Below are 12,427 nucleotides of genomic sequence, written 5' to 3' on the forward strand. Positions count from 1 at the left end.
CCTGACAAAGTGTGACTCACGTAACAGCAATGGATATTTAGGAGTTATTTATTGGGACGCTTGTTCCTAAATAGTGCGAGCGAAAATCCGCAGTAGGATTGACGGGAGATATTGCGTAGGTAGATGGCTATATATATGTAAGTAATTGCTTACTGGCAGAATGATGGCTTGTCGCGGAAGTTGTGATTAATGTTAAGAGAAGTGTGAATTGATAGCGTTTTTTAACGGATATATGTGACTTCAAGTAAATTGCCGAGCCGCCTGCAGGCTCGGCGATGAGTGCGCGCTTCCTGGGGCCGTCAAGTGGCGTCAGGTTCAGCCCAGAGGCTCAGGCTCAGTTGATGCTGCTGACCTGCGGCAAGCAGGCAGATATCGTCCATCACGTTGGCGTGTTCGATGCACAGCATGCCGGGCCAGGCGTCGGTGGCGAATTGCGAGAGGCGCTGCGCCTTGTCGATCCAGGGGTTCCACAGTACGGCCGAGTTTGAGCCACTGCTGTGCAGCTGGATGCGTCGCTGCCAGGCACGGTCGAGGATGCTTAGCTGCGCCGGGGTGTCCAGGTAGATGCGGTCGGTCTCGCCGCTGAACTGCAGCAGACCTTCCTGCTGGCGTTGCTGCCAGTCTTCCAGGGTTTCGATATAGCGGCAGCCGTGCAGGCCTTCGACTGCGACGTTGCGGATATCGCTGATGGCAAAGTAGCTGTGCAGCGCCTGGCTGATGGCCAGCGGCGTGTCGCCTAGGTTGCGGCTGCTGAGCTGGATATGCAGACGCTCATCCAGGCGGATGCTCAGGCGCAGTTCGGCGGCATGGGGCCAGTCGGGCAGTGGCTGGCTTCGGGTGTTGTAAGCAAACGTCAGTTCGATACCGTTGTCGCGGCAGTCGATGCCTTCCAGCGCCCAGCTCAGGGTGCGCACCAAACCGTGTGCGGGCGCAGTGGCAGGTTGCAGGTGCATGGCCTGTACTGCCTGCGGGTTGCGCAGGAGGTTGCCAAACCAGGGCCAACACACCGGCACGCCGCCGCGCACGCCTTGGCCGCGTCGGTAAGCGGCTTGTTCGCTGAGCCAGATCAGCGGCGGCTGGTCATCCTGCTGGTAGCTGAGGATCTGTGCGCCCTGTTGGCTTATCAGCAGTTCATAGGTGTCATAGCGCACGCGCCAGCAGGTCAGTTCATCCAGCTCAAGGCGTTCAACATCGGATCGGCGCATGGGTCGGGCTCGTGGTGGTTTGAAAGAGGCCATTGGAGCCTAGCTGGCCCGTAGAAAGCAAAACGCCCACCGAGTGGTGGGCGTGGTCTTAGATCTCGACCTGGGTGCCCAGTTCGATCACCCGGTTGGTTGGGAGCTGGAAGTAGCGCAGGTTGCTGTTGGCGTTCTTCAGGAGGAAGGCGAACAGTGACTCGCGCCAGGCCATCATGCCGATGCGTTTGGTGGCGATGATGGTCTCGCGACTGAGGAAGTAGGTGGTACTCAGGGGGGTAAAGTCGAGGTAGTCATAAGGATTCTGCGCCAGCGCCGCTGGTACATTGGGCTCATCCATATAGCCGAAATGCAGGACCATCCGGTAGAAACCCTCGCCGAAACTGTCGACCTCGAAGCGCTTATTCGGCGGCACGTGCGGGCTGTCGGCGATGCTCACGGTGAGCATGACGATCTGTTGGTGCAGCACCTGATTGTGCAGCAGGTTATGCAACAGCGCATGCGGCACGGCATCGGCCCGCGCACAGAGGAATATAGCGGTGCCACGCACCCGGTGCGGCGGCTGCAGAGCGATGCTGGAGACGAACATGGGCAGTGGCAGGGCGGTTTCGTCGAGGCGATCGACCAGCAGTTCGCGGCCACGCTTCCAGGTGGTCATCAGCATAAACAGCGCCAGTCCGGCGATCACCGGGAAGGCTCCGCCCTGGAGGATCTTCGGCACGTTGGCGGCAAAAAACAGTGTGTCGACCACCAGGAAACACAACAGCAGCGGAATCGCCAACCAGCGCGGACTCTTCCACAGCAGCAGGGCGACGGCGGCAATCAGCAGGGTGTCGATCAGCATGGTCGCGGTCACGGCCACACCATAGGCGGCGGCCAGGGCACCGGAGCTTTCGAAGCCGATCACCAGCAGAATTACCCCGACCATGAGCGCCCAGTTGACCACGCCGATGTAGATCTGCCCTTCGGCGCTGCTGGAAGTGTGCTGGATCTGCATGCGCGGTACGAAGCCGAGCTGGATGGCCTGGCGAGTCAGCGAGAACGCGCCGGAGATCACCGCCTGCGAGGCGATGATGGTGGCAAGCGTGGCCAGGATGATCATCGGGATCAGCGCCCAAGCGGGTGCCAATAGATAGAAGGGGTTGCGCGCCGCTTCGGGGTTGTCCAGCAGCAGGGCACCCTGGCCGAAATAGTTGAGCACCAGGCCGGGCAGCACCAGGCTGAACCAGGCGCGGGCAATCGGTTTGCGGCCGAAGTGACCCATGTCGGCATACAGCGCCTCGGCCCCGGTCAGTGCCAGCACCACTGCAGCGAGGATGGTGATGCCGATGCCCGGATGGCTGATAAAGAAGTTGATGGCCCACCAGGGATTGAGCGCATGCAGCACTTCCGGGTGGCGGACGATGCCGTAGACACCGAGCACACCAAGGGTGGTGAACCAGAGGCCCATGATCGGCCCGAACAGGATGCCGATGCGCGCGGTGCCGTGTTTCTGGATCAAGAACAGGCCGATCAGCAGGATGACGGTGATCGGCACCACCCAGTGGCCCACGCCGGGCAGGGCCACATCCAGGCCTTCCACCGCGGAGAGCACCGAGATCGCCGGGGTGATCATGCTGTCGCCATAGAACAGCGCAGTTCCGGCCAGGCCGGCCAGCACCAGCAGCTTCGACAGCCTTGGATAGGCCTGAGTGGCACGCCGCGCCAAGGCGGTCAGGGCCATCACGCCGCCTTCACCTTCATTGTCGGCGCGGAGGATCACCAGCACATACTTGAGTGTGACCACCCACATCAGCGACCAGAAGATCAGCGAGAGAATCCCGTAGACCCCATCCGGGTCGACGTTGACGCCGTAATGGCCGGCGAAGACTTCCTTGAGGGTGTACAGCGGGCTGGTGCCGATATCGCCGTAGACCACGCCGAGAGCGGCAGCCGTCAGGCTCAGATTGCCAGTACTACTACTGGAGTTACTCATGATCGTGCCCTGATGTTAACAGGCGGCGCATGCTGCGCCAGTCCATGAGCCTAGGCAAGCACCTGCGCTTGTGCCATTAAGGTAAGGTGCTGAGGCATGATGTCGCAGCGCTTAGCGGCGTGCAGGCACCGGGCGTGTGCGGCCGCTGCCGTCGATGGCGACGAAGACGAACACCGCCTCAGTCACCTTGCGCCATTCGCTGGACAGCGGATCATCGCTCCACACTTCCACCAGCATTTGAATCGAGCTGCGGCCCACTTCCACGGTCTGGGTATAGAAGGACAGCTGTGCGCCCACAGCCACTGGCACCAGAAATGCCATGCGGTCGATGGCCACGGTGGCGACGCGGCCGCCGGCCACCTTGCTGGCCATGGCCGTGCCGGCCAGGTCCATCTGTGATACCAACCAGCCGCCGAAAATATCGCCGAAACCATTGGTTTCACGCGGCAGTGCGGTCAGTTGCAGGGCTAGATCGCCCTGCGGGATGGGATCTTCCTGTTCGTACTCGATCATGGTGGTGAGGCCCCAATGCCTGTTTCTTATGCTTAGTGTGGTGTGGGAGGTTCTGCAAAGGGTTTGCCGCTGGCCAAACCTTTGCACAATCCCCCGTGGCCCACGCGCTGGCCACGGGCAGTATATCGGGCGGCGCGTTAGACGACGACCGCCGGGTTCTGCATTTGTCGATACGGTCCAACTGCCGGGTCGCGGCGCAATTTGCTATCGTGCCCCGGCTGCGGTGCAGCGCCCATAAATCCTGCCGACTATAAAGAAGCTGCCGACCATGTCTTCCGTGCCCTCCAGCGCCGCGCGCGCGTTAACCCGAAGCGACTACAAGACTCTTTCGCTGTCCGCCCTGGGCGGGGCGCTGGAATTCTACGACTTCATCATCTTTGTGTTCTTCGCCGCAGTAGTCGGCAAGTTATTCTTTCCTGCGGAAATGCCCGAGTGGCTGCGCCAGCTGCAGACCTTCGGCATTTTCGCTGCCGGCTACCTGGCGCGGCCGCTGGGCGGGATCATCATGGCCCACTTTGGCGACCTGCTCGGGCGCAAGCGCATGTTCACCCTGAGCATCTTCCTTATGGCCGTGCCAACCCTGCTGATGGGCCTGCTGCCGACCTATGCGCAGATCGGCATCTGGGCCCCGCTGGCGCTCCTGGCTCTGCGTGTTCTGCAGGGAGCGGCAATTGGTGGCGAGGTGCCGGGAGCTTGGGTGTTCGTCGCCGAACACGTGCCGAAACGGCATATAGGTTTTGCCTGCAGCACCCTGACTGCGGGTCTGACTGTCGGCATCCTGCTCGGTTCCCTGACGGCCAGCCTGATCAACCGGGTTTTTACCCCTGAGGAGCTGGCGGCCTACGCCTGGCGCATTCCGTTTCTGGTTGGCGGCGTGTTCGGCCTGATCGCGGTCTACCTGCGCCGTTGGTTGGAGGAAACTCCGGTATTCGCCGAGATGCAGGTGCGCCGAACGTTGGCCGCTGAACTGCCGCTGAAAACTGTGGTGCGCGAACACCGTCCCGCAGTGATTCTGTGCATGTTGCTGACCTGGGTACTATCGGCCGGCATCGTCGTCGTGATCCTGATGACTCCGACCCTGCTGCAGACCCTGCACGGTTTCAAGCCGGCCGAGGCGCTGCAGGCCAACAGCCTGGCCATCGTCTGCCTGAGCCTGGGGTGTGTGCTGGCCGGCTGGCTGGCGGACCGGATTGGCGCCGGCAGGGTGTTCGTGGTCGGCGGCTTGCTGCTGTTGATCAGCTCCTGGACCTTCTATAGCAGCCTGAGCAGCCACCCTGAGCTGTTGCTGCCGTTATACGCCTTGGCTGGCCTGTGTGTCGGCATGATCGGCGCCATTCCGCTGGTAATGGTCACGGCTTTCCCGGCCGTAGTTCGTTTCTCCGGGTTGTCGTTCTCCTACAACCTGGCCTACGCCATCTTCGGCGGCCTGACCCCGATTTTGGTCAGCCTGTTGTTGAAGTGGAGCCCGCTGGGTCCCGCTTATTATGTCGGGACCCTGTGCCTGGTGTTTATGCTGATCGGTGGCTGGCTGTGGCGGCGCGATACGCCGCATCAGGCCGCTACCTGAGCACAATTCCTGATGAAAAGGCCCGCTTGCGGGCCTTTTCAGTTTTTTTGCACGCTTTAACCTAATTGTCACATTCCATTCATAGAGTGTTCTTACGGCCTGCAGATACTTGGCCCCGTTCTTATCAACACTAGTTTTCCAGGAGTAAGGCATGAAACTTAAGCGTTTGATGGCGGCCATGACTTTTGTCGCCGCTGGCGTGGCGACCGCCACTGCGGTTGCTGGCGTTGATCCGGCTCTGCCGAGCTACAGCAAGATTTCCGGCGTATCGGGCAACCTGTCCAGCGTTGGCTCCGACTCCCTGGCCAACCTGATGACGCTGTGGGCTGAAGAGTTCAAAAAGGAATACCCGAACGTCAACATCCAGATCCAGGCGGCTGGCTCCTCTACTGCGCCACCCGCGCTGACTGAAGGCACTGCCAACCTCGGCCCGATGAGCCGCCCGATGAAAGATGCCGAGTTCCAGGCATTTGAAGAGAAGTACGGTTACAAGCCGACTGCTGTCCCGGTTGCCATCGACGCCCTGGCGGTGTTTGTGCACAAGGACAACCCGATCAAGAGCCTGGATATGGCGCAGATTGACGGTATTTTCTCTGCAACTCGCCTGTGCGGCGGCAGCAACATCAAGACCTGGGGCGATCTTGGTCTGACCGGTGATTGGGCGGATAAGCCAATTCAGTTGTTCGGTCGTAACTCCGTGTCCGGCACCTACGGTTACTTCAAGGAAACCGCTCTGTGCAAAGGCGACTTCAAGCCTAATGTCAACGAGCAGCCAGGTTCGGCGTCTGTGGTGCAGTCGATCTCCAGCACCATCAATGCCATCGGCTACTCCGGTATCGGCTACAAGACGTCCAGCGTACGTGCTGTAGCACTGTCCAAAAAAGGCGGCGAAGCCTTTGACGCCAACGAAGAAAACGCCCTGGCTGGCAAGTTCCCGCTGTCGCGCTTCTTCTACGTCTACGTCAACAAGGCACCGAACAAGCCGCTGAGCCCGCTGGATGCCGAGTTCATCAAGCTGGTGCTGTCCAAGCAAGGCCAGGATGTCGTAGTCAAAGACGGCTACATCCCGCTGCCGAAGAAAGTAGTGGATAAAACCATTCAGGAACTCGGTCTGTAAGACCGACCTGCCTGGCACGGACGCCAAGTAACTCGCATGCCCGCCTTCGGTTACGACAGGTGGGCGTTGCTTTGTCAAAGCGCTGTAACTTTTCTGTCATACAGTGTGGTTAAAGTGGCCGCGCGAATAGCGACAGAACTCATTATGGCGCGCTCATGGCTGCGCAGAGACGCTCTTACCTATGAATGACTTGGCTAGTGAAACCATGACCGCCACCTCCAAATCCCTTGGGCTGGACTTCAACACTCCGGCTCTGCAGCGCAAACGGCGTATCCGTGCGCTGAAAGATCGCTTCGCCCGCTGGGCGGTATCCGTCGGCGGCCTGGCCGTACTCGGAATGATCACCCTGATCTTCTTCTACCTGGCCTACGTGGTGCTGCCGATATTCCAGGGCGCCAGCCTGGAAAGCCGTAAAGCGGTCAGTGCGCCCTGGCTGAGTGAGGCCGGCGCACCGCTGCTGCTGACCCTGGAAGAGCAGAATCAAGTTGCCATGCGTCTGGATCAAAACGGCAAGGTGCAGTTCTTCGACGCCAAGAGCATGCAGGCGTTGAATGCGCAGCAGCTGCCGATTCCGGCCAACACCCAGATCGTCTCGGTGGGCCAGGACCAGCCAGGCACCAACCGCGTCGCCCTGGGCCTGTCCAACGGTCAGGTGCTGGTGTTCCAGCATACCTACAAGATCACCTACCCGAACGATGTGAAGACCATCAAGCCGGGCGTCGAATACCCCTTCGGTGAGGCGCCGATCAGCCTCGATCCGCAGGGCCGCTCGCTGGATCATATCGGCATCAGCCTAAACAGCGAGACCCTGATGCTCGCGGGCTCCACCGATACCGAGCTGCATGTGCTGAGCCTGGGTCGCGAAGAAAACGTGATGACCGGCGAAGTGACTCTCAGCGAGGAGCGTATTGCCCTCCCGCAGATTGCCGAACCGATCAAAGCGCTGATCATCGACCCGCGTCAGATGTGGCTGTATGTGATCAACGGTCGCAGCACGGCGGATGTCTTCGATCTGCGTGGCAAGAGCCTGAACGGCCGCTACAAGCTGCTGGAAGACGGCAAGCTGGAAGTTACCAACGCCACCGCGCTACTCGGCGGTATCTCGCTGATGATCGGTGACAGCAGCGGCGTTATTCAGCAGTGGTTCATGGTCCGTGATACTGACGAAAAGGCCGCACTCAAGCCGATTCGCAGCTTCAAGATGGCTGGCAGCCCAATTGTGCAGATCATCCCGGAAGAGCGCCGCAAGGGCTTTATCGCGATGGACGCCAAGGGCAACCTGGGGATCTTCCACAGCACTGCACACCGCACCCTGCTGGTGGAACCCGTTGTTGAAGGGCAGGCCGTAGCCGCCCTGTCACCGCGCGCCAACCGCGTGTTGGTGGAGGCAGATGGCAAGCTGCAGCGCTTCGTGGTCGACAACTCGCACCCGGAGATTTCCTGGAGCTCGCTGTGGGGCAAGGTCTGGTACGAGAACTACGACGCCCCGGGTTATGTCTGGCAGTCCACGTCGGCCAACACCGACGCCGAGCCCAAACTGAGCCTCGCGCCGCTGACCTTTGGTACGTTGAAGGCCGCCTTCTACGCCATGCTCCTGGCTGCACCGCTGGCGATTGCGGCAGCCGTCTACACCGCTTACTTCATGGCCCCAGCCATGCGCCGTAAGGTCAAACCGGTGATCGAGCTGATGGAAGCGCTGCCCACGGTGATCCTCGGCTTCTTTGCCGGGCTGTTCCTCGCCCCTTATGTAGAGGGACACCTGCCGGGTATCTTCAGTCTGCTGATCTTCACTCCCATCGGCATCCTGCTGGCTGGTTACCTGTGGAGCCGTCTACCCGAGTCGATTCGCCTGAGCGTGCCGGATGGCTGGGAGTCGGCCCTGCTGATCCCGGTGATCCTGCTGGTGGGCTATATCTCGCTGAGCATGAGCGGGCACCTGGAGAACTGGCTGTTCGACGGCAACATGCGCATGTGGTTGAGCAATGACCTGGGCATCCCTTTCGATCAGCGCAATGCGCTAGTCGTGGGCCTGGCCATGGGCTTTGCGGTGATCCCGAACATCTATTCGATTGCCGAAGACGCCGTGTTCAGCGTGCCGAAGAGCCTGACGTTCGGTTCGCTGGCCCTGGGCGCTACGCCCTGGCAAACCCTGACGCGTGTGGTGATCCTCACTGCCAGCCCGGGCATCTTCTCGGCGATCATGATCGGCATGGGCCGTGCCGTGGGCGAAACCATGATCGTGCTGATGGCCACGGGCAACACCGCGATCATGGACATGAACATCTTTGAGGGCCTGCGCACCTTGGCCGCTAACGTGGCGGTGGAAATGCCCGAGTCCGAGGTGGGGGGCACCCATTACCGTGTGCTGTTCCTCTCGGCACTGGTGCTGCTGTCGTTCACCTTTGTCATGAACACCCTGGCGGAGCTGGTGCGCCAGCGTCTGCGCGTCAAGTACGCCTCGCTCTAAGGCTTGGGAAGGTATATGTCCGTGAAACAGAACAACCTGAAAACCTGGTTCAAGAGCGGTACGCCGTGGATCTGGATGAACGCCGGCGCGGTATCGATCTCCGTGATCATGACCCTGGGCCTGCTGATGGTGATTGCCGTGCGTGGTCTTGGCCACTTCTGGCCGGCTGATATCGTTGAGGCCGACTACCGGATTCCCGGTCAGGAATCCCGCGTGATGGCCGGCGAGATCACTCAGGTCGAAGAAGTACCGCGTGCGCGCCTGGCAGCCTCCGGCCTGCCGGTGGACAGCGAAGGCGGTGAGTTCATGACCCGCGAACTGTTCAAAGTGGGCAACCGCGACCTGTATGGCGCGGACTTCACCTGGGTGGTGGGCGAGTGGCTGAGCAATCCGCGCACTCCGGAAAACCTCACCGCCTTCGAGCGTCGTGAATGGGGCAACTTCTACGGCTACCTGGTCAACGTCAAGGAAAACGGCGAACTGGTCGCCGAAGGTGATGCCAGCTGGGCTGCCCTGCAGGAGCGCCTGGTTCGTGTTGAACAGCTGCACGCGCAGCTGGTGAGCCTGGAGAAGAAGGACATTGGTCGAATCAACGCCGGCCTTGAGCGCATTCGCCTGCAAACCCGCAAACTGGAGCTGCAGGGCAAGCTGGATGCCGTGGCCCAGGCTGAGCTGGACGCCGAGCGTGCCCAGTGGGATGCCGAGTACAAGGTGTTGGAAACCGAGCTGATCGCTCTCAACCAGGCGTTCAACCGTGACAGCGTCACGCTGAAGAGTGTTGATGGCCGCGAAATTACCATCACCCTCGGTAAAGTGGTGCGGGCCTTCCAGCCTAACGCTATGGGTCTGGGCGACAAGGTCAGTTTCTACTTTGCCAAGCTGTGGGAATTCGTCAGTGATGATCCACGTGAGGCCAATACCGAAGGCGGCATTTTCCCGGCAATCTTCGGCACCGTGATGATGACCCTGATCATGGCCGTGATCGTCACCCCGTTTGGTGTGGTGGCGGCCATCTACCTGCGTGAGTATGCCAAGCAGGGCCCGCTGACCCGGGTGATCCGCATCGCGGTGAACAACCTGGCAGGTGTACCGGCGATCGTCTACGGCGTATTCGGCCTGGGCTTCTTCGTCTATGTGTTGGGTGGTTCGATCGACAGCCTGTTTTTCCCGGAAGCGGCGCCAGCACCGACCTTCGGTACGCCGGGCCTGCTCTGGGCCTCGCTGACTCTGGCGATTCTTGCGGTTCCGGTGGTGATCGTGGCCACTGAAGAAGGGTTGGCGCGCATTCCACGGGCCGTGCGCGAAGGCTCCCTGGCACTCGGTGCAACCAAGGTGGAAACCCTCTGGCGCGTTGTGCTGCCAATGGCCAGCCCGGCCATGATGACCGGTCTGATCCTCGCTGTGGCGCGTGCCGCTGGCGAAGTGGCGCCTCTGATGCTGGTAGGCGTGGTCAAGCTGGCCCCGAGTCTGCCGGTGGATGGCAACTACCCGTATTTGCACCTCGATCAGAAGATCATGCACCTGGGCTTCCATATCTATGACGTCGGCTTCCAGAGCCCCAACGTCGAAGCTGCGCGACCGCTGGTGTATGCCACTGCGTTGCTGCTGGTGCTGGTTATCGCGTTGCTCAACTTGAGTGCGGTGTACCTGCGTAACCACCTGCGCGAGAAGTACAAGGCGCTGGATCACTGATTTTTACGCCGCCCAGCCCATGGCTGGGCGGCATAGACGAATTGTTAGCGTAGGGAGCATCCCATGCAGCACGAAACACATACACACGGTATCGACATGGCGGCCCTGGGCCGTGATCGCCAAGGTCTGGACATGAGCAAGGAGCGCGTTGCCATCGACGTGCCAGGTCTGAACCTGTACTACGGCGAAAAACAGGCATTGTTCGATGTCAAAATGACCATCCCCAATCAGCGGGTGACGGCCTTTATCGGCCCGTCCGGTTGCGGCAAGTCGACCCTGCTGCGCACCTTCAACCGGATGAATGATCTGGTTGACGGTTGCCGCGTCGAAGGCGAGATCAACCTCGATGGCAACAACATCTACCGCAAGGGCGAAGACGTGGCCGAGCTGCGTCGTCGCGTCGGCATGGTGTTCCAGAAGCCCAACCCGTTCCCCAAGAGCATTTACGAGAACGTGGTTTACGGCCTGCGCATCCAGGGTATTAACCAGAAGCGCGTGCTCGATGAAGCCGTGGAGTGGGCACTGAAAAGCGCGGCGCTGTGGGATGAGGTCAAAGACCGTCTGCACGAGTCGGCTCTCGGCCTGTCCGGTGGTCAGCAACAGCGTCTGGTGATCGCCCGCACTGTGGCTGTACAGCCGGAAGTGCTGCTGCTCGACGAACCTTGCTCGGCGCTGGACCCGATTTCCACGCTGAAAGTCGAAGAGCTGATCTACGAACTGAAATCCAAATACACCATCGTCATCGTGACTCACAACATGCAGCAGGCGGCGCGGGTTTCGGACTACACGGCGTTTATGTACATGGGCAAACTGATCGAGTTTGGTGATACCGATACGCTGTTCACCAACCCAGAGAAGAAGCAGACAGAAGACTACATCACCGGCCGTTACGGTTGATGGTCACGCCAGAACGCGCCGGGCGGCGTTAGCGAAGCTTGCCGTACACATCGTACTGTCTGCGCTTCGCCTCCTTGCCCGACACGCTCTGACAAAGTCCATCTACTGTCGATACGTATCCGGTTAATTCAAGGGTTTGCATATGATCAACAAAGAAAACCTTACCCAGCATATCTCCCAGCAATTCAACGTCGAGCTGGAGGAGGTGCGCAGCCACCTGCTGGCGATGGGCGGCCTGGTCGAGAAGCAGGTTAACGACGCCGTCACCGCGCTGATCGATGCCGACTCCGGTCTGGCTCAGCAAGTGCGTGAGATCGATGACCAGATCAACCAGATGGAACGCAATATCGACGAGGAGTGCGTACGCATTCTCGCCCGTCGTCAGCCCGCCGCGTCTGACCTGCGTTTGATCATCAGCATCTCCAAGTCGGTAATCGATCTCGAGCGAATCGGCGACGAAGCCACCAAGATCGCCAAGCGCGCCATCCTGTTGTGCGAAGAAGGCGAAGCGCCGCGTGGCTATGTGGAAGTGCGCCACATCGGTGATCAGGTGCGCAAGATGGTGCAGGAGGCGCTGGACGCGTTCGCCCGTTTCGATGCTGATCTGGCGTTGTCGGTGGCGCAGTATGACAAGACTGTTGACCGTGAGTACAAGACTGCCTTGCGTGAGCTGGTGACCTACATGATGGAAGATCCGCGCTCGATCGCGCGTGTTCTCAATATCATCTGGGCCCTGCGTTCGCTGGAGCGCATCGGCGACCACGCCCGTAACATCGCCGAGCTGGTGATCTACCTGGTGCGCGGCACCGATGTGAAACACATTGGTCTGACCCGCATGCAGGAAGAAGTGCAGGGTAACGGCAAGGGCAATTGAGCCGCGGCGGGCGGAGAATCCTGCTGCTCCGCCTGCAGCCTGCGTGTATTTGCACACATATGTTGTAATTCGGTTGGCCTTTGCCCAGCAGCCGTGACTATGCTTAAGGCCACGTTAATGGGAGTGGTC

Annotated in this window: 9 protein-coding genes; 6 read left to right on the forward strand and 3 right to left on the reverse strand. The window is 60.3% G+C overall.

The features are described from left to right. Nucleotides 1-299: 299 nt before the first annotated feature. From DBR00_RS03415 to DBR00_RS03425, 3 genes are all read right to left on the reverse strand, one after another. On the reverse strand, nucleotides 300-1,205 hold the full coding sequence (locus tag DBR00_RS03415; protein ID WP_108489169.1) for a D-hexose-6-phosphate mutarotase: 906 nt from the start codon (nucleotides 1,203-1,205) through the stop codon (nucleotides 300-302). Nucleotides 1,206-1,293: 88 nt separating this feature from the next. Continuing rightward, the gene (locus tag DBR00_RS03420; protein ID WP_108489168.1) at nucleotides 1,294-3,171 is read right to left on the reverse strand and encodes a potassium transporter Kup; all 1,878 of its coding nucleotides are present in this window, start codon (nucleotides 3,169-3,171) and stop codon (nucleotides 1,294-1,296) included. Nucleotides 3,172-3,282: 111 nt separating this feature from the next. After that, entirely contained in the window at nucleotides 3,283-3,684 is a 402-nt protein-coding gene (locus DBR00_RS03425; protein WP_108489167.1) for an acyl-CoA thioesterase, read from the reverse strand. Between the two features lie 268 nt (nucleotides 3,685-3,952). Here DBR00_RS03425 and DBR00_RS03430 point away from each other — a divergent pair, with 268 nt between their 5' ends. From DBR00_RS03430 to phoU, 6 genes are all read left to right on the forward strand, one after another. Continuing rightward, on the forward strand, nucleotides 3,953-5,251 hold the full coding sequence (locus tag DBR00_RS03430; protein WP_108489166.1) for an MFS transporter: 1,299 nt from the start codon (nucleotides 3,953-3,955) through the stop codon (nucleotides 5,249-5,251). 151 nt (nucleotides 5,252-5,402) lie between these two features. Further along, nucleotides 5,403-6,368, forward strand: a complete 966-nt coding sequence (locus DBR00_RS03435; RefSeq protein ID WP_108489165.1) for a PstS family phosphate ABC transporter substrate-binding protein — start codon at nucleotides 5,403-5,405, stop codon at nucleotides 6,366-6,368. 181 nt (nucleotides 6,369-6,549) lie between these two features. Beyond that, nucleotides 6,550-8,835, forward strand: coding sequence for an ABC transporter permease subunit (locus DBR00_RS03440; RefSeq protein WP_108489164.1), 2,286 nt, complete (start codon nucleotides 6,550-6,552; stop codon nucleotides 8,833-8,835). Between the two features lie 15 nt (nucleotides 8,836-8,850). Next, a complete protein-coding gene (gene pstA, locus DBR00_RS03445) occupies nucleotides 8,851-10,527 on the forward strand; it encodes a phosphate ABC transporter permease PstA (RefSeq protein ID WP_177479895.1) in 1,677 nt (558 codons plus the stop codon). Nucleotides 10,528-10,590: 63 nt separating this feature from the next. Further along, on the forward strand, nucleotides 10,591-11,424 hold the full coding sequence (pstB, locus tag DBR00_RS03450) for a phosphate ABC transporter ATP-binding protein PstB (protein WP_108489163.1): 834 nt from the start codon (nucleotides 10,591-10,593) through the stop codon (nucleotides 11,422-11,424). 142 nt (nucleotides 11,425-11,566) lie between these two features. Further along, nucleotides 11,567-12,298, forward strand: coding sequence for a phosphate signaling complex protein PhoU (gene phoU, locus DBR00_RS03455; RefSeq protein ID WP_108489162.1), 732 nt, complete (start codon nucleotides 11,567-11,569; stop codon nucleotides 12,296-12,298). Nucleotides 12,299-12,427 lie beyond the last annotated feature (129 nt).

It is taken from the genome of Pseudomonas sp. HMWF032, assembly GCF_003060885.1.
GTDB lineage: Bacteria > Pseudomonadota > Gammaproteobacteria > Pseudomonadales > Pseudomonadaceae > Aquipseudomonas.